17 protein-coding genes and 1 rRNA gene are annotated in these 18259 nt (G+C 52.4%); 15 read left to right on the top strand and 3 right to left on the bottom strand.

Translation table 11 applies throughout. The annotated features are described in order from the left end of the window. Nucleotides 1-45 precede the first annotated feature (45 nt). From ubiE to hemB, 8 genes are all read left to right on the top strand, one after another. Nucleotides 46-801 (top strand): bifunctional demethylmenaquinone methyltransferase/2-methoxy-6-polyprenyl-1,4-benzoquinol methylase UbiE, encoded by a 756-nt coding sequence (gene ubiE, locus QWJ20_RS18645; RefSeq protein WP_010283801.1) that lies wholly within the window; start codon nucleotides 46-48, stop codon nucleotides 799-801. A 12-nt stretch (nucleotides 802-813) separates the two neighbouring features. After that, complete coding sequence (gene ubiJ / locus QWJ20_RS18640) at nucleotides 814-1437, top strand: ubiquinone biosynthesis protein UbiJ (RefSeq protein ID WP_433993197.1); 624 nt, start codon at nucleotides 814-816, stop codon at nucleotides 1435-1437. Further along, nucleotides 1434-3074: a ubiquinone biosynthesis regulatory protein kinase UbiB gene (gene ubiB, locus QWJ20_RS18635; protein WP_433993196.1), complete on the top strand. Its 1641-nt coding sequence runs from the start codon at nucleotides 1434-1436 to the stop codon at nucleotides 3072-3074. Before ubiJ ends, ubiB begins: the two co-directional genes overlap by 4 nt. A gap of 82 nt (nucleotides 3075-3156) precedes the next feature. Beyond that, nucleotides 3157-3417 carry a Sec-independent protein translocase subunit TatA gene (tatA, locus tag QWJ20_RS18630; RefSeq protein WP_039364213.1) on the top strand — a complete coding sequence of 87 codons (261 nt, stop codon included), beginning with the start codon at nucleotides 3157-3159 and terminating at the stop codon, nucleotides 3415-3417. A gap of 3 nt (nucleotides 3418-3420) precedes the next feature. After that, a complete protein-coding gene (gene tatB, locus QWJ20_RS18625; protein WP_095701227.1) occupies nucleotides 3421-4011 on the top strand; it encodes a Sec-independent protein translocase protein TatB in 591 nt (196 codons plus the stop codon). A gap of 3 nt (nucleotides 4012-4014) precedes the next feature. Then, nucleotides 4015-4767 (top strand): Sec-independent protein translocase subunit TatC, encoded by a 753-nt coding sequence (tatC, locus tag QWJ20_RS18620; protein ID WP_095701228.1) that lies wholly within the window; start codon nucleotides 4015-4017, stop codon nucleotides 4765-4767. A gap of 106 nt (nucleotides 4768-4873) precedes the next feature. Next, nucleotides 4874-5656, top strand: a complete 783-nt coding sequence (gene tatD / locus QWJ20_RS18615; RefSeq protein ID WP_433993195.1) for a 3'-5' ssDNA/RNA exonuclease TatD — start codon at nucleotides 4874-4876, stop codon at nucleotides 5654-5656. 17 nt (nucleotides 5657-5673) lie between these two features. After that, nucleotides 5674-6696: a porphobilinogen synthase gene (gene hemB, locus QWJ20_RS18610; protein ID WP_010283816.1), complete on the top strand. Its 1023-nt coding sequence runs from the start codon at nucleotides 5674-5676 to the stop codon at nucleotides 6694-6696. A 143-nt stretch (nucleotides 6697-6839) separates the two neighbouring features. Here the strand turns inward: hemB and rfaH are convergent, their stop codons facing one another. After that, nucleotides 6840-7328 carry a transcription/translation regulatory transformer protein RfaH gene (gene rfaH, locus QWJ20_RS18605; RefSeq protein WP_039364226.1) on the bottom strand — a complete coding sequence of 163 codons (489 nt, stop codon included), beginning with the start codon at nucleotides 7326-7328 and terminating at the stop codon, nucleotides 6840-6842. Nucleotides 7329-7528: 200 nt separating this feature from the next. Here rfaH and ubiD point away from each other — a divergent pair, with 200 nt between their 5' ends. Together ubiD and fre are read left to right on the top strand one after the other, a co-directional pair. After that, nucleotides 7529-9025, top strand: a complete 1497-nt coding sequence (gene ubiD / locus QWJ20_RS18600) for a 4-hydroxy-3-polyprenylbenzoate decarboxylase (RefSeq protein WP_039482959.1) — start codon at nucleotides 7529-7531, stop codon at nucleotides 9023-9025. Nucleotides 9026-9077: 52 nt separating this feature from the next. Further along, nucleotides 9078-9779: an NAD(P)H-flavin reductase gene (fre, locus tag QWJ20_RS18595; RefSeq protein WP_095701230.1), complete on the top strand. Its 702-nt coding sequence runs from the start codon at nucleotides 9078-9080 to the stop codon at nucleotides 9777-9779. Nucleotides 9780-9876: 97 nt separating this feature from the next. Here the strand turns inward: fre and fadA are convergent, their stop codons facing one another. Continuing rightward, the gene (gene fadA, locus QWJ20_RS18590; RefSeq protein ID WP_433993194.1) at nucleotides 9877-11040 is read right to left on the bottom strand and encodes an acetyl-CoA C-acyltransferase FadA; all 1164 of its coding nucleotides are present in this window, start codon (nucleotides 11038-11040) and stop codon (nucleotides 9877-9879) included. Between the two features lie 11 nt (nucleotides 11041-11051). Further along, the gene (gene fadB / locus QWJ20_RS18585; protein WP_433993193.1) at nucleotides 11052-13241 is read right to left on the bottom strand and encodes a fatty acid oxidation complex subunit alpha FadB; all 2190 of its coding nucleotides are present in this window, start codon (nucleotides 13239-13241) and stop codon (nucleotides 11052-11054) included. 185 nt (nucleotides 13242-13426) lie between these two features. Here fadB and pepQ point away from each other — a divergent pair, with 185 nt between their 5' ends. The 5 genes from pepQ to QWJ20_RS18560 form a co-directional block, all read left to right on the top strand. Then, entirely contained in the window at nucleotides 13427-14758 is a 1332-nt protein-coding gene (gene pepQ / locus QWJ20_RS18580; RefSeq protein ID WP_433993192.1) for a Xaa-Pro dipeptidase, read from the top strand. Continuing rightward, complete coding sequence (locus tag QWJ20_RS18575; RefSeq protein ID WP_014913789.1) at nucleotides 14758-15369, top strand: IMPACT family protein; 612 nt, start codon at nucleotides 14758-14760, stop codon at nucleotides 15367-15369. The genes pepQ and QWJ20_RS18575 overlap by 1 nt, the downstream gene beginning before the upstream one ends. 42 nt (nucleotides 15370-15411) lie before the next feature. After that, nucleotides 15412-16863, top strand: a complete 1452-nt coding sequence (gene trkH / locus QWJ20_RS18570; RefSeq protein WP_010298674.1) for a Trk system potassium transporter TrkH — start codon at nucleotides 15412-15414, stop codon at nucleotides 16861-16863. A 21-nt stretch (nucleotides 16864-16884) separates the two neighbouring features. Continuing rightward, nucleotides 16885-17424: a menaquinone-dependent protoporphyrinogen IX dehydrogenase gene (hemG, locus tag QWJ20_RS18565; RefSeq protein ID WP_095993123.1), complete on the top strand. Its 540-nt coding sequence runs from the start codon at nucleotides 16885-16887 to the stop codon at nucleotides 17422-17424. 544 nt (nucleotides 17425-17968) lie between these two features. Next, a 16S ribosomal RNA gene (locus tag QWJ20_RS18560) occupies nucleotides 17969-18259 on the top strand; the annotation flags it as partial.

Below are 18259 nucleotides of genomic sequence, written 5' to 3'. Positions count from 1 at the left end.
TTAATGGGTAGACCCGAAATTTGACTGAAATAGTAGGCGGATAAGATGGCAAGTGAGCAGGAGAAAACGGCCGACTTTGGTTTTCGGACTGTCGCCAGAGATGAAAAAGAAGTCATGGTGGCTGAGGTTTTTCATTCTGTAGCAGCAAAGTATGACTTGATGAACGACCTGATGTCCTTTGGTATCCACCGTGTCTGGAAGCGTTTCACTATCGAATGTAGTGGAGTAAGACGTAACCAGCGAGTTCTGGATCTTGCCGGAGGCACAGGGGATTTAACCGCCAAATTCTCCCGCATGGTTGGCGAAGGTGGTGAGGTCATTCTGGCGGACATCAATGCATCAATGCTGAAAGTGGGCCGCGAGAAACTGCGTAACAAAGGCATTATCGACAACATCAACTACGTGCAGGCCAATGCTGAAGCGCTGCCGTTCCCTGATGACTTCTTCGACTGCATTACTATCTCCTTTGGTCTGCGCAACGTGACGGACAAAAACAAAGCGCTGCGCTCAATGTACCGCGTGCTGAAGCCGGGTGGTCGCTTGCTGGTACTGGAGTTTTCCAAGCCGATCATTAAACAGCTGAGCACCGTTTACGATGCGTATTCATTCCATATCCTGCCGAGGATTGGCGAAGCCGTGGCGAGTGATGCCGGGAGCTACCGCTATCTGGCGGAATCTATCCGCATGCACCCCGATCAGGAAACGCTGAAAGGGATGATGATCGATGCCGGTTTTGACAGTGTTAACTATTTCAACCTCACTGGTGGAATCGTTGCGCTGCATCGTGGGTTTAAATTCTGATTGGAAACGCCAATGCTGATAACGTCTTTTCTGACAGCTACGCTGGAAACCGCGCTGAATCAGCTGCTTTTTCACGATACGGTTTCTTGCGATCGAAGCATGAAGTCTGCTCGCCAGCGCTTACAGGGAAAAACACTCCAGATCGAGCTGGCTGAACTGGATATGCCTTTGGTGCTGGTGTTTAACGAACAGCGGCTGGACGTGATCAGCCAGTGGGGCGAGCCAGCGGATTGTTGCCTGAAGACACGCGTTCCGGTTCTGATGAAATTACGCGATCGTCAGCAGCTCTCGTCGCTGATGCGCAGCGGCGAGCTGGTGATAGAAGGCGATATTCAAGTTGTTCAACAGTTCATCGTGCTGGTTGATCTGGCGGAGTTCGATCCGGCGGAGTGGTTTTCCCCCTATCTGGGCGATATTGTTGCTCAGGGGCTTACCCAAACGGCACAGAAGACCCTGAGTTTCCTGAGACGCTCATTATATCAGCAGCAACATTTCTTGTCTGAGACGCTAACGGAAGAGTGGCGACTGGCGCCGGGAAAACTGGAAAACGCCTGGTTCCATGAGGAAATTGTTGCGCTGGATAAATCCGCCGATACGTTGTCCGAACGGCTGTCGAAGCTGGAGGCTTTACGATGACGCCCAGTGAATTACGCCGCCTTTACAGCATTGTGCGTGTGCTGTTGAGCTATGGTCTGGACGAACTTATTCCTAAAATGCGTCTGACGCTTCCGCTACGTGCGGGTCGTCGTCTGCTGTTCTGGTTACCCAATCGTCACCGCAATAAGCCTTTAGGGGAACGCCTGCGTTTGGCGCTTCAGGAACTGGGGCCAGTGTGGATCAAGTTCGGACAAATGATGTCTACACGCCGCGATCTGTTCCCACCGGCTATCGCCGATCAACTGGCGATGTTGCAGGATAAGGTTGAGCCGTTTGATGGCAAATTGGCGCGCGAGCAAATTGAGCTGTCGATGGGTGGAATCCCCCTTGAAGAGTGGTTTGATGATTTTGACATTAAACCACTGGCCTCAGCCTCGATTGCACAGGTGCATACCGCATGCCTGAAAAGCACGGGGAAAGAGATCGTTATCAAGGTTATTCGCCCAGATATTTTGCCTGTCATCAAGGCGGATATGCGCCTGATGAAACGTCTGGCGGGGTGGTTGCCCCACCTGTTGCCGGATGGTCGCCGTCTGCGTCCGCGCGAAGTGGTACTGGAATATGAAAAAACGCTGCTTGATGAGCTGAACTTGCTGCGAGAAGCGGCAAACGCTATCCAACTGCGGCGTAATTTTGAGAACAGCCCGATGCTGTATGTGCCGGAAGTGTATTCGGATTACTGCAGCGAAGGCATGTTGGTGATGGAACGAATCTACGGTATTCCGGTTTCTGATGTCGATGCGCTGACAGCCAATGGCACGGATATGAAGCTACTGGCAGAACGCGGCGTTCAGGTTTTCTTCACGCAGGTGTTCCGCGACAGTTTCTTCCACGCAGATATGCATCCCGGCAATATCTTTATCAGCTACGAGCACCCGGAAGACCCGCAATACATTGGTATTGATTGCGGTATCGTCGGTTCGTTGAATAAAGAAGATAAGCGCTATCTGGCTGAGAATTTCATTGCCTTCTTCAACCGCGATTATCGTAAAGTTGCCGAACTGCATGTGGATTCGGGTTGGGTGCCTGCGGACACGAATGTTGCAGATTTTGAGTTTGCTATTCGTACGGTCTGTGAGCCGATCTTCGAGAAGCCGTTGGCGGAAATTTCGTTCGGCCATGTATTATTGAATTTGTTTAATACGGCGCGTCGCTTCAATATGGAAGTACAGCCGCAGTTAGTGCTACTGCAAAAAACGCTGCTGTATGTTGAAGGCGTGGGTCGGCAGCTTTATCCGCAGCTCGATCTGTGGAAAACCGCCAAGCCGTTTCTGGAAAACTGGCTGAAACAACAGGTCGGTTTGCCTGCGGTTTTCCGTGCGCTCAAAGAAAAGGCACCGTTCTGGGCTGAAAAATTGCCGGAAGTCCCTGAACTGTTTTATGACGGGCTACGTCAACATAAGATGTTAAAGCAAAGCGTCGATAAGCTGGCCTATGAGTTGAAGACGCAGCAGTCTCGGCAAGGACAGTCACGATATCTTTTGGGTATTGGCGCAACGCTGCTAATCAGTGGTACGTTGTTACTGATCAGCCGTGTTGAAGTCGATATGGTTCCCTCAGGGTTGATGGCCGCAGGAATTGTTGCCTGGATTATCGGCTGGCGTCGAACTCGTTGAAGCAGATCATGATGCACGCCAGAATTACCCGATATAATTACGGGAATTCTGTCGTTCCCCTTTTTGAAAAGAGGTAAATGTTATGGGTGGTATTAGTCTCTGGAACCTGTTGATTATCGCAGTCATCGTCATCTTACTGTTCGGAACCAACAAGCTGAGAACGCTGGGTTCAGATCTGGGTGCATCCATCAAAGGTTTTAAGAAAGCGATGGGTGACGATCAACCGTCCACTAGCGCAGACAAAACGCAGCCAGATGCCGATTTCTCTACCAAGTCTATCGCTGACAACCAATCAGACGTCAAGCCGGGCGAAACGAAGAGCCAGCATAAAGAGCAGGTGTAATCTGTGTTCGATATCGGTTTTGGTGAATTGCTATTGGTGATGGTTCTCGGCCTGATTGTTCTCGGGCCGGAGCGTTTGCCTGTGGCAGTCAGAACGGTTGCAAGCTGGATCAGGACGCTGCGTTCGCTGGCGTCTACGGTTCAGAATGAACTGTCGCAGGAGCTGAAACTCCAGGAGTTTCAGGAAAGCCTGAAGAAAGTCGAAAAAGCCAGTTTGCAGAATTTGTCGCCTGAGTTGAAAGCCTCAATGGATGAACTCAAAGAAGCGGCGGAAGCGATGAAACGCGGCTATACCGAGACAGTGTCGCTGCAAAAGACAGAGCACCAAACGCCAGAGGGTCATAGCCCGACGGTGGAACCGCAGCACAACATCCCGCTGAGCGATCCTGAAGCAGCCTACGATGGGGTTATTGAAGCGGAAACCGCAGTACGTCCGGCAGTCAGTCAGCCTAAACCTGAAAGCGCTGCTGTGGCTGAACATCATCATGATGATCGCAACGCCACGAGTGATAACGCTGTCGGCAACGATAATGTCAAACCTGAGCAGTCCCAGTCTTCTGCTGTTTCTGCCCGCCAACCGAGTGATAGTCGTTAGTTTATGGCCGATGAAGAGACTCAACCGCTAATTAGCCACCTGATTGAGCTACGTAAGCGGCTACTGAACAGCATTATCTGTGTGCTGGCGGTATTTATTGCGCTGGTGTACTTTGCCAACGACATTTATCAACTGGTTTCTGCTCCGCTCATTGAGCAATTACCTGCGGGTGCCAGCATGATCGCGACCGATGTCGCCTCGCCTTTTTTTGCGCCGATAAAACTGACGATGATTGTCTCAGTGTTTGTCGCTGCTCCGCTGGTGCTGTATCAGGTGTGGGCATTTGTCGCTCCAGCCCTGTATAAACACGAGCGTCGCCTAATGATGCCGTTGCTGGTCTCCAGCAGTTTGCTGTTTTATATGGGCATGGCGTTTGCGTACTTTGTTGTGTTCCCGCTGGCGTTTGGCTTTTTTGCGAAAACCGCGCCTGTTGGCGTGCTGATTGCGACGGACATCAATAACTACCTCGATTTTGTTATGGCGCTGTTCATGGCGTTCGGGATATCGTTTGAAGTGCCAGTTGCCATTGTGCTGCTCTGCTGGAGTGGCGTGGTGACGCCGGAAGAGCTGAAAAGAAAGCGCCCTTATATTTTGGTCGGCGCGTTCGTTGTCGGTATGTTGTTAACGCCGCCGGATGTTTTCTCGCAGACGCTGCTGGCGATTCCCATGTATCTGCTGTTTGAAATCGGCGTCTTCTTCTCGCGGTTTTATGTTGGCAAAGGCCGACGCGCTGAAACCGAAGAGCCATCGCAGTAACGCACGGTTTCCTGCGGTAGGACGGTAAAATGACCTCTCTTTGAGAGGTCTTATTTTTTTATTCGCCGGCGTGAAATCGGCGAACGGTCACGGGCAGGTGAGAGTCATGTTTGATATCGGTGTCAACCTAACCAGTTCCCAGTTTGAAAAAGACAGGGAGCAGGTCGTCATCCGGGCAAAGGAAGCGGGTGTCAGCGGCATCTTGATCACAGGAACAAACGCTCAGGAAAGCCATCAGGCCATGTTACTGGCGCAAGCCTACCCCGATTACTGTTGGTCAACGGCAGGTGTTCATCCGCATGATGCCAGCCAATGGAATGACACTATTGCCGAACAGATTCATCACATGGCAAGCGCCGACTGCGTGGTTGCCATCGGCGAATGCGGGTTGGATTTCAACCGTAACTTTTCGACGCCAGAAGAGCAGGAACGGGCATTCAGTGCGCAGCTAGCGATAGCGGCCGAACTGTCTATGCCGGTTTTCCTTCACTGTCGTGATGCCCATCCCCGATTTATCTCTCTGCTGACGCCGTGGTTGGGTCAGTTACCTGCCGCCATCGTTCACTGCTTTACTGGCAATCGTCATGAGTTGGATGAGTGTCTGGCTGCGGGGCTGATGGTCGGCATTACCGGCTGGGTTTGCGATGAGCGTCGCGGGCTTGAGCTGCGCGCCTTACTGCCGCATATTCCTGCCGATCGGCTGTTGGTGGAAACCGACGCACCTTATCTGTTACCGCGGGATTTACGCCCTAAACCGGCCTCCCGCCGTAACGAACCCTGTTATCTGCCTCATATTATTCGCCAGATTGCGGAGTGGCGTGGAGAAGATGCCACATGGTTGGGACAGACAACAGATGAAAATGCCCGCCGGGTTTTCCGGCTGGCTTGATTCAGGAGAATAATGACATGAGCACTGCTTTTCCCGGCACTTTCCCCGGCCGACGTATGCGTCGCATTCGCCGCCATGATTTCAGCCGTCGCCTTGTTGCTGAAAATCAACTGACGGTGAATGATTTGATTTATCCCGTTTTCGTGATGGAAGGGACAAATCATCGTCAGGAAGTTCCCTCAATGCCGGGGGTATACCGGATGACTATCGACGTGCTTCTGAAAGAAGCCGAAGAGATCGCTAAGCTCGGCGTTCCGGTGCTGTCGCTGTTCCCCGTTATTGAAGCGGATAAGAAATCGTTATATGCCGAAGAAGCCTATAACCCGGATGGCCTGGTTCCTCGCACAATCCGCGCGTTGAAAGACGCCGTCCCAGAGCTGGGTTTGCTAACGGATGTGGCGCTCGATCCCTATACCACGCACGGGCAGGACGGGATTATCGATGCGGATGGTTACGTGATTAACGATGTCACCAAGGAGATTTTGGTGCGTCAGGCGCTGTCCCACGCTGAAGCTGGAGCCGAAATTATTGCACCTAGCGACATGATGGACGGTCGCATCGGCGCGATTCGCGACACCCTTGAAGCGCAAAACCTGATCAATACCCAGATCATGGCGTACTCGGCTAAGTATGCATCGTGCTATTACGGGCCTTTCCGTGACGCCGTGGGCTCAGCGGGTAACCTGAAAGGTGGCAACAAGAAAACCTACCAGATGGATCCGGCCAACAGCGATGAAGCTTTGCAGGAAATTGCGCAGGATTTGCAGGAAGGTGCGGATATGGTAATGGTCAAACCAGGGATGCCTTATCTGGACGTGGTGCGTCGTGTTAAAGATACTTTCGGTGTGCCGACGTTTGCTTATCAGGTATCTGGTGAGTACGCGATGCACATGGCGGCGATTCAGAATGGCTGGTTGCAAGAACAACCGGTAGTGATGGAGTCTCTGCTGTGCTTTAAACGCGCGGGTGCAGATGGTGTGCTGACCTATTTTGCCAAACGTGTCGCACAGTGGCTGCACGATCAGCACATGCAACGCTAAGCCTGTTCTCATCCGGCGCGCTGTAAACGCGCCGGGTAGGGCAAACAGACAAAGAATGTCGGACTACGTTTTTCGAAGGGCTATTTTTTCAAAGGACGATGTTTTCAAAAGACTATCTTTTAAAGGACTATGTTTTCAAAGGATTAGGCTTTGCGAAACTCGCGGTTATCGATGCTCTGTCTGACCTGCTTGTTCAACATATTCAGCAACAGCATCGAGCGGGCTTCGCCGTCAGGTTCGGTGTAAATAGCCTGAAGACCAGAGAAAATACCGTCGGTAATGACCACGCTATCGCCGGGCTGTGGCGTCAGTGGGTCAATGATTCCCTGAATAGGGCGAAGTGACAATTCATCGATAACCTGCTGCGGAATGGTCGCAGGCAGTGCACCGAATCGCACAAAGTTGCTCACCCCACGCGTCGCGCTGATGGTGGTGGTGTGGATGCGTTCGGGGTCGAACTCCACAAACAGGTAGTTCGGGAACAGCGGTTCACACACTTCCGTTCGTTTACCACGAACGATCTTATCTAGCGTGATCATCGGGCTCACGCAGGTGACATCCTGACGTTCCAGATGCTCTTTCGCTCGCAGCAGTTGACCACGTTTACAATACAGTAAGTACCAGGCTTCCATAATTTCGCAGACTTATGATTCCGACGAGCAAGCATAACAAAAGCGAGCACGGATAAAAAATTTTCGGCAGATATTTTTGTTACCACATTTTGGCGATCGGATTCTTGATAGTGAGCAGATTCTTACCATAAATAGGCGCTGCGGGAAGCGACAGGTTGGCGAAGAGACTTTATAATAGCCAGAACGATAGACTGCCCCCGATGAATAGCATGAAATACCGTGACTTACGCGAATTCCTCTCACTGCTGGAAGAGAGAGGGGAGTTAAAACGCATTACCCAGCCCATCGATCCCTACCTTGAAATGACGGAAATTGCCGACCGAACGCTGCGTGCAGAAGGTCCTGCGCTCCTGTTTGAAAATCCCAAAGGCTATGACATGCCAGTGCTGTGCAATTTATTTGGCACGCCGAAACGTGTTGCATTGGGAATGGGGCAGGAAGACGTCAGCGCATTGCGCGAGGTGGGCAAGCTGCTGGCGTTTCTGAAAGAGCCGGAGCCGCCCAAAGGGTTCCGCGATCTGGTGGATAAAATGCCGAAGTTCCGTCAGGTATTGAATATGCCGACAAAGCGTCTGTCTTCTGCGCCGTGTCAGGAACAGATTTGGCAGGGGGATGACGTTGACCTGCGCCGGATTCCGGTGATGCAGTGCTGGCCGGAAGATGCCGCGCCGCTGATTACCTGGGGGCTCACTGTGACGCGCGGGCCGCATAAAGAACGGCAGAATCTGGGGATCTATCGCCAGCAGGTGCTGGGAAAAAACAAACTGATCATGCGCTGGCTATCTCATCGCGGCGGCGCGCTGGATTTTCAGGAGTGGTGTCAGGAAAATCCCGGTCAGCGTTTTCCGGTGTCTGTCGCATTGGGCGCTGATCCTGCGACGATTCTCGGTGCGGTGACGCCTGTCCCTGATACGCTATCAGAATATGCTTTTGCGGGTTTGCTGCGCGGTCATAAGACCGAGGTGGTGAAGTGTCTGTCGAACGATTTGGAAGTGCCCGCCAGTGCGGAAATTGTTCTGGAAGGCTATATTGAACCGGGAGAAATGGCAGCAGAAGGCCCTTACGGCGACCATACCGGCTATTACAATGAAGTCGATCATTTCCCAGTCTTCACCGTCACGCATATTACTCAGCGTCAGAATGCCATTTATCACTCGACTTACACTGGCCGGCCGCCGGATGAGCCTGCTGTGCTGGGCGTGGCGTTGAACGAAGTTTTCGTGCCGATCCTGCAAAAGCAGTTTCCTGAGATTGTCGATTTTTATTTGCCACCGGAGGGTTGCTCTTACCGTCTGGCGGTCGTTACCATGAAGAAACAGTACCCGGGCCATGCTAAACGCGTCATGATGGGTGTTTGGTCTTTTTTACGCCAGTTCATGTATACGAAATTTGTCATTGTCTGCGATGATGACGTTAATGCGCGTGACTGGAACGACGTCATATGGGCGATCACGACGCGTATGGATCCGGCGCGCGATACGGTATTAGTAGAAAATACGCCGATAGATTACCTTGATTTTGCCTCGCCGATTTCTGGTCTGGGCTCCAAAATGGGTCTGGACGCCACCAATAAATGGTCTGGCGAGACGCAGCGCGAGTGGGGTCGCCCCATCAAGAAGGATCCACAGGTTTGTGCCCGCATTGATGAAATATGGGACGAACTGGCCATTTTTAGTGACAGAGAGCCTCGGCGTTAAGGGCTGCTGCTCTGTTCTCAGTTTTGCTTTTATGACCCTATAGAGGGAATGCATGACAACATTGAGCTGTAAAGTGACTTCGGTCGAAGCCATAACCGATACGGTTTATCGCGTTCGTTTGTTACCTGAAGCGCCGTTTTCCTTTCGGGCTGGCCAGTATTTGATGGTGGTGATGGGCGATCGAGATAAACGTCCTTTTTCACTGGCATCGACCCCGATGGATAAAAACTTTATTGAATTGCACATTGGGGCGTCCGAACTGAATCTTTACGCGATGGCTGTGATGGAACGCATTCACAAGGAAAAAACCCTGACGGTCGATATCCCGCATGGCGAAGCCTGGCTGCGGGAAGAGAGTACGCGCCCGCTTGTGTTGATTGCGGGGGGAACCGGATTTTCGTATGTGCGTTCTATTCTGCTGACCGCGCTGGCGCAGCAACCCGAGCGTGATATCGCCATTTACTGGGGCGGACGTGAATCCCAGCATTTGTATGACTTAACCGAACTTGAAGGCTTTGCGGCCAAGCACTCCAATCTGCGCGTAGTGCCGGTAGTCGAACAGCCGGAAGCAGGATGGGATGGTAGAACGGGGACGGTTCTGAGTGCGGTATTACAGGATTACGGCTCACTGGCAGAGCAGGATATCTATATTGCCGGTCGCTTTGAAATGGCGAAAATTGCACGTGAGCGTTTTTGTAACGAGCGCGGTGCGCTGACAGCGCATATGTTCAGCGATGCGTTTTCGTTTATTTAAAGCAGTCGATAGCAGTCATACATTAGCAGTAAAATAAAAATCCCACGGCTGTGGGATTTTTGGTTTCTAGTCTTGCTCTGGCAGAGCTTTCCTGTGTTTAGACGCGCTCAAATACCGTCGCAATGCCTTGTCCCAGCCCGATGCACATCGTCGCCACGCCAAATTGAGCGTCGCGACTTTCCATCAGGTTAATCAATGTGGTAGAGATACGTGCGCCTGAGCAGCCGAGCGGGTGACCCAGCGCAATCGCACCGCCATTGAGATTGACCTTTTCATCCAACTGTTCCAGCAGCCCCAGATCTTTAATGCAGGGTAACGTCTGGGCGGCGAATGCTTCATTCAGTTCAAAGATGCCGATATCTGCCAGACTGAGCCCTGCCCGTTTCAACGCCAGTTTGGTCGCCGGGACGGGGCCGTAACCCATAATCGAAGGATCGCAGCCAACGACGGCCATCGCCCGAATGCGAGCTCGTACGGGTAAGCCTAATGATGCCGCGCGGGATTCGCTCATGATCAACATGGCTGCGGCACCATCGGACAGCGCCGAGGATGACGCGGCTGTCACTGTACCGTTAACCGGATCGAATGCCGGCTTGAGCGCGGCAAGGCTATCGACGGTGGTGTCTGGGCGAATGACCTCATCATAATCGAAGCGTTGCAGCGCGCCGTCTGCATCATGGCCCGCCGTGGGGACGATTTCATTACGGAATGCCCCTGACTGGGTAGCGCTGTGGGCGCGCTGGTGTGAACGTGCGGCGAACTGATCCTGCATCTCTCGACCAACATTGTGCATACGCGCCAGCATCTCAGCCGTGAGTCCCATCATACCCGCCGCCTTCGCCGTGGTGCGGCTTAGTCCCGGATGAAAATCGACGCCATGATTCATCGGCACATGCCCCATGTGCTCGACGCCGCCAATTAAGCAGACATTGGCGTCACCCACCATAATGGCACGGGCGGCATCGTGGAGCGCCTGCATGGAGGAACCGCACAGCCGGTTAACCGTGGTCGCAGGGACACTCATCGGAATTTCTGCCAGTAAAGCGGCATTGCGGGCGACGTTGAAGCCTTGCTCCAGCGTCTGTTGCACACATCCCCAATAGATATCGTCGATCTCGCGGGCGTCCAGTGCCGCGTTACGGCTCAATAGGCTACGCATCAGGTGTGCGGACAGGTCTTCGGCTCTCACCTGACGGAAGGCACCACCTTTGGATCGTCCCATCGGCGTGCGTACGGCATCAACAATCACTACCTTTTCCATATTTCCTGTCCTCATGCCGGTTGACCGTAAGAAACGTCCGCGTGTGGCGCGACCGATGGGTAATAGCCTTCATTGCTTTTGGCTTTTTGCTGCAAGCCGTCTGGCACCTGATAGATGGCGCCGAGGTGAGCCAACTGCTGTGCCATCTCGACATAGCGTTCGCTGCCCAAGGTATCCAGATAGCGGCAGGCTCCGCCGTGGAAGGGAGGGAAACCTAGCCCGTATACCAGCGCCATGTCTGCTTCGGCGGGGCTGGCGACGATACCTTCTTCCAGACAGCGCGCAACTTCATTAATCATTGGGATCATCATACGAGCGATAATCTCTTCTGCGCTGAACGTTTTTTTCGGCTGGCTGATGTCCTGAAGGATCGCATCTACAGCCTCATCCTGTTCTTTACGCAGCTTCCCCTTGCTATCGGTTTGATAACGGTAGAAGCCGTGGCCATTTTTCTGCCCGAAACGCTGGTGTTCAAACAGAGCATCAATCGCATCGCGATAGTCTTTCGCCATGCGTTGTGGGAAGCCCTCAGCCATCACGGCTTGAGCATGGTGAGCGGTATCAATACCGACAACGTCCAGCAGATAGGCCGGGCCCATCGGCCAACCGAATTTTTTCTCCATGACGTTATCGATATCGCGGAAATCGGCACCGTCTCTGAGCAATAGGCTGAACGCAGCAAAGTAGGGGAACAGCACCCGATTCACGAAGAATCCAGGGCAGTCATTCACGACAATTGGCGTTTTGCCCATCTTGCTGGCGTAAGCCACCACGCTGGCGATGGTGCTGTCGCTGGTTTGAGGGCCGCGAATAATTTCGACCAACGGCATGCGGTGTACCGGGTTGAAGAAGTGCATACCACAGAAGTTTTGCGGTCGTTTTAGCGACGCAGCCAGCGAAGCAATCGGGATCGTTGAGGTATTCGAGGCCAGAATCGTATTCTCACTCACGTGCGATTCGGTTTCTGCCAGCACGCTGGCTTTGATTTTCGGGTTCTCAACCACGGCCTCAACGACGATGTCGATGCGCTCGAACCCGGCGTAATCCAGCGTTGGCTGAATACTCGCCAGAATCGTCGCTATTTTCATTCCGTCCAACTTGCCACGTTCCATTTGTTTATTCAGGAGCTTGGCTGCTTCATTCATCCCCAGCGCGAGCGGCTTCTCGTTGATATCTTTCATCCGAATCGGCACGCCTTTGAACGCGGACTGATAGGCAATGCCGCCGCCCATAATGCCTGCCCCTAGCACGGCGGCCTGCTTCGGTACGGGTGTCTCGCCAATCAGCTTTTTCGCTTTGCCTTTAACATATTGATCGTTGAGGAAAATGCCGACGAGTGCGCGAGCTTCATTTGAACGTGCCAGTTGAACGAAGTGCTGCGTCTCAAGCTGCAATGCGTCATCACGCGTCATGGTCGCGGCTGCTTCGATGGTTTTTACCGCTAGCATCGGTGCCGGATAGTGTTTGCCCGCAGTTTGTAGCACCATCGCTTTGGCGGTGGTAAAGCTCATCATGGCTTCGATCTTATTGAGCTTCAGCGGTTCAAGTTTCGGACGTCGGTAAGCCTGCCAGTCCAGTGAGCCGTTAATCGCCTGTTTCAACATCTTAATGGCGGCGGGAACTAGCTTGTCATTGGCGACAACGGCCTGCACCAGCCCCACTTTTAAGGCATCGGCTGCACCGATGTCTTTGCCTGCGGCGATAATCTCCAGCGCGCTGTCTGCACCCAGCAGGCGTGGTAGCCTGACCGTACCGCCAAAGCCCGGCATGATCCCCAGTTTGGTCTCAGGCAGCCCTATGCGTGCATCTGTCGTTGCCAGCCGAAAATCAGTCGCCAGCACACATTCACAACCGCCGCCCAACGCATAGCTATTGATCGCGGACAGCGTGGGAACGGGTAAATCCTCAAGGCGGCTGAAAATACGGTTGGCGAAGACAAGCCATTCATGCAGCTTTTCGGCCGGTGCAGCAAAAAGAGAAAGGAATTCTGTGATATCGGCACCGACAATAAATGCCGGTTTATCAGAACGTAGCAGTAAGCCCTTCAGGTTCGGCTGTTCCGCCAGAACGTCCAGCGCCTTACCCAGGCTGGCAACCGTGCGGGTATCTAGCTTGTTTACGGAGCCAGGGGCAGAAAATACCAGCTCGGCAATGCCGTCCTCAAGCCAGTTAAGGTCGAGGGATTCACCTTGATAAAGCATGTTTATCTCCGCTGTTTGTGTGAGTGATCTGGTATGACCAGATAATCGAATTGTGGTTTTAATGTTAACGTTTTGCAAACGAGAGATTAATTTTTTGCCGAATCGATCACAAAGCACCGGACGCTGCCCTTGGGGAATGCCTGTGTTAAAATGGAGAGATCATGTCGTGACGTACAAGGATACTCATGGAAAAGCTGGCTTCTTTATATCATCACCATCTGGCTACGCTGCAAGCGCGTGCTCAGGCGGTTTTAGCGCGCCATCAGCTTGACGCATTACTGATTCACTCTGGTGAGCTGTTGACCGTTTTTCTGGACGATCACGACTATCCTTTTAAAGTTAACCCGCAATTTAAAGCTTGGGTGCCCGTTACGCAGGTGCCGAACTGTTGGCTATGGGTTGACGGCGTTAATCCGCCGAAGCTGTGGTTCTACTCGCCGGTGGATTACTGGCATAACGTTGCACCGGTTCCCGAGAGTTTTTGGACTGAAGAGATCGATATTACCGTGCTACGGAATGCTGATGATATTGGACAACTGCTTCCCTCACAGCGCGAGCGTGTTGCTTATATCGGCTACGCCTCGCAGCGTGCGCAGGATTTGGGGATTCGTGCAGACAACATTAACCCTCAGGGTGTGCTGGATTATCTGCACTACCATCGGGCTTATAAAACCGATTACGAGCTGGCCTGCATGCGTGAAGCGCAGAAGACTGCCGTTATCGGTCACCGGGCGGCGCATGAAGCGTTCCTGTCCGGCATGAGCGAATTTGATATTAATCTGGCGTATCTGACGGCCACCGGTCATCGCGATATCGATGTTCCTTACGGTAATATCATTGCGTTAAATGAGCACGCTGCGGTGTTGCACTATACCCAGCTCGATCATCAGGTGCCTTCCGATGTCCGCAGCTTTCTGATTGATGCGGGTGCGGAATATAACGGCTATGCCGCCGATCTTACGCGTACCTATTCCGCACAGAGCGATGGTGCATTTGCCCTGCTGATTAAAGATCTCAATCAGGAAATGCTTTCATTGATTGATACCGTTCAGGCGGGAGTGCGTTATACCGATTACCATATTCAGATGCATCAGCGGATTGCGAAGCTGCTTAAATCACATCAGCTGGTGCGGGATATCAGTGAAGAGGCTATGGTGGATCAGGGGCTTACGTCGCCTTTCCTGCCGCACGGTCTTGGCCATCCGCTGGGCTTGCAGGTGCATGATGTCGCCGGATTTATGCAAGACGATCGCGGCACACATCTGGCGGCACCGTCGCAGCATCCTTACCTGCGTTGTACTCGCGTGCTTGAACCCGGCATGGTCATGACGATCGAACCGGGCATCTATTTCATCGAATCCTTGCTCGCTCCGTGGCGTGAGGGCAAATTGAGTCAGCACTTTGACTGGCAAAAAATCGATGCGTTGAAACCGTTTGGCGGTATCCGTATCGAGGATAATATTGTCATTCATGAAGGGCGCGTGGAGAACATGACGCGCGACCTGAATCTGGCCTGATGCAAGCGTATCCCATTCCTGCTGCGCCAGTGAGCTTCAGCGAGGAAATCAAGAAAAGCCGCTTTACTACGATCCTGGCGGCAACGCCGGGAATCGACGCGGCAAAAGCGTTTATTCAGCACGTCAGGGAAGAGCATGCTTCGGCGGGTCACCACTGCTGGGCGTTTGTTGCGGGTGCGCCTGACGATTCCCAACAGCTTGGTTTTTCTGACGATGGCGAGCCTTCCGGCACGGCGGGTAAGCCTATGCTGTCGCAGCTGATGGGAAGCGGTATCGGTGAGATTACGGCCGTGGTCGTACGCTACTATGGCGGAATCCCACTGGGCACGGGTGGACTCGTGAAGGCTTATGGCGGTGGCGTTCAGCAAGCGCTGAAGCTGCTATCGCTGCAAGAGAAAGTATTGCAAAAAGAGTATGGCTTACAATGTGACTATGCACTGTTGCCCCAGGTGGAATCCCTGATCTTCCAGCTTGGTGGAAAAGTTCTGCATAGTGAGTATGGCGTGGAAGTCGTATTGCGGTTCTCTATCCCCGTTAGGGGAACCGAGGAGGCGGCAATGAAATTGCGTGATTTAAGCCGCGGCGCGTTGCATTTATTGCCGATTCCATAATAATCCCAGCGCTTTTTATGAATCATTAAGGAATTCCCTGCGATGCACTTGCGCGCCATAACTCGTATTGTCGGCCAGTTGGTTATCCTGTTTTCGGGGACGATGGTTATTCCTGGACTGGTGGCGTTAATTTACCGCGATGGCGCAGGCCGGGCGTTTACGCAGACATTTATTGTCGCGCTGGCGATTGGCATCATGCTGTGGTTACCAAACCGCAAACAGAAGCATGAACTGAAATCTCGTGAAGGTTTCCTGATCGTTGTCCTCTTCTGGACGGTGCTGGGAAGCGTCGGTGCGCTGCCTTTCCTATTTGCGGAACATCCTAATCTGGGCGTAACGGATGCTTTTTTCGAATCGTTCTCTGGGTTAACGACAACGGGTGCGACTACGCTGGTCGGGCTGGATTCACTGCCTAAAGCCATCTTGTTTTATCGACAAATGCTGCAATGGTTTGGTGGGATGGGGATCATCGTACTCGCCGTTGCCATCCTGCCGATTCTTGGTGTCGGTGGGATGCAGCTTTATCGCGCGGAGATGCCGGGGCCGCTGAAGGAAAACAAAATGCGCCCGCGTATTGCCGATACGGCAAAAACGCTGTGGCTGATTTATCTCTTACTGACGATTGCCTGTGCCGTCGCGCTTTGGCTGGCTGGCATGCCGGTATTCGATGCGATTGGTCACAGCTTCTCTACGGTGTCCGTCGGAGGGTTCTCTACCCACGACGCCAGTATCGGCTACTTCAACAGCCCAACAATCAACACCATCATCGCGATATTCCTGCTGATTTCCGGCTGTAACTTTGGTTTGCACTTTGCCCTGCTGAGCGGCCGCAGCCTGAAGGTATACTGGCGTGACCCGGAATTCCGCATGTTCATCTTTGTTCAGTTGTCGCTGGTGGCCGTGTGTACGATTGTCCTGTGGTTTCACCACGTTTATGACAGCGGAATGCAGACGATCAATCAAGCGTTCTTCCAGGTTGTCTCTATGGCGACAACGGCAGGGTTTACCACGGATAGCATTGCATCGTGGCCGCTTTTCCTGCCGGTTTTGCTTCTGTGCTCTGCATTTATTGGCGGTTGTGCGGGCTCAACCGGGGGGGGCTTGAAAGTGATTCGTATCCTGCTGCTTTTCCTGCAGGGATCGCGTGAGCTTAAGCGTTTAGTGCATCCGAATGCGGTTTACACCATTAAGCTGGGTCATCGGGCGTTGCCAGAACGCATCCTGGAAGCTGTGTGGGGATTCTTTTCCGCATATGCGCTGGTTTTTATTGTCAGCATGCTGGCCGTCATTGCGACAGGCGTTGATGATTTCTCTGCGTTTGCTGCGGTTGCGGCTACATTGAATAACCTGGGGCCAGGACTGGGCGTCGTCGCTGAGAATTTTACGTCGATGAATGATACGGCGAAATGGATTCTGATACTGACGATGTTGTTTGGTCGTTTGGAAGTCTTCACGCTTTTAGTGCTGTTTACGCCAACCTTCTGGCGGGAATAGTCCCCATAAGGATAAAGAACAATGAAAGCTTTGATCGTGTTTTCGAGTCGGGATGGGCAAACAAGAGCGATTGCCTCCTATATTGCAAATACGCTGAAAGGAACCCTGGAGTGTGATGTTGTTAACGTACTCAATGCGAATGATATCGATCTGAGCCAATACGATCGGGTTGCGATTGGGGCATCGATTCGATATGGGCGCTTTCATCCGGCGGTAAATCAATTTATCCGTAAGCATCTGACTTCTCTACAGCAGCGACCCAGCGCATTCTTCTCCGTGAACCTCACTGCGCGTAAGCCAGAAAAGCGCACAATACAAACCAATGCCTATACGCGTAAGTTCCTGCTGAATTCCCCTTGGCAGCCAGATTTGTGCTGTGTGTTCGCTGGTGCCCTACGCTACCCACGCTACCGCTGGTTTGATCGGGTAATGATTCAACTTATTATGCGTATAACGGGTGGGGAAACGGATAGCACTAAAGAGATTGAATACACTGACTGGCAGCAGGTTGCCCGTTTTGCTCAGGATTTCGCTCAATTAGCGGCGAAAAATCCGGCATAACGGCGTCTTTTAATTCGCTTTGCTGAAAAAAAAATCACTCGGTAACTTTTTTGCATTTAGCGCTTGTCAGCGTGCGAGAAGTCCCTATAATGCGCATCCACTGACACGGCAACAGCGACACGCAGTTGTGGTGACAGCAAAAAGATTCAACGAAGCAGTCAGTAATGACTTGACTTCACAGCGGAAAAGCATAGTATATGCAGCCCGCGCCACCGATGAAGTGGCACTGCTCTTTAACAATTTAATCAGACAATCTGTGTGGGCACTCACAAGNGTTGTGGTGACAGCAAAAAGATTCAACGAAGCAGTCAGTAATGACTTGACTTCACAGCGGAAAAGCATAGTATATGCAGCCCGCGCCACCGATGAAGTGGCACTGCTCTTTAACAATTTAATCAGACAATCTGTGTGGGCACTCACAAGACCGTATCTTAAACGATATAAAAAGTCTTGAAGAGTGAACAGCAGTAAAATTCATTACGAATGAACAGTTACTAATTCTTTGAGCATCGCTTCTCGAGTAGAAGCAAATCAAACAAATCTTAAATTGAAGAGTTTGATCATGGCTCAGATTGAACGCTGGCGGCAGGCCTAACACATGCAAGTCGAGCGGTAGCACAGGAGAGCTTGCTCTCTGGGTGACGAGCGGCGGACGGGTGAGTAATGTCTGGGAAACTGCCTGATGGAGGGGGATAACTACTGGAAACGGTAGCTAATACCGCATAACCTCGCAAGAGCAAAGAGGGGGACCTTCGGGCCTCTCGCCATCAGATGTGCCCAGATGGGATTAGCTAGTAGGTGAGGTAATGGCTCACCTAGGCGACGATCCCTAGCT

Source organism: Pectobacterium sp. S5, from assembly GCF_051707265.1.
Lineage (GTDB): Bacteria > Pseudomonadota > Gammaproteobacteria > Enterobacterales > Enterobacteriaceae > Pectobacterium > Pectobacterium polare.
Note: the sequence above shows the minus strand (reverse complement) of the source record. Positions and strands in the feature narration are given on the sequence as shown.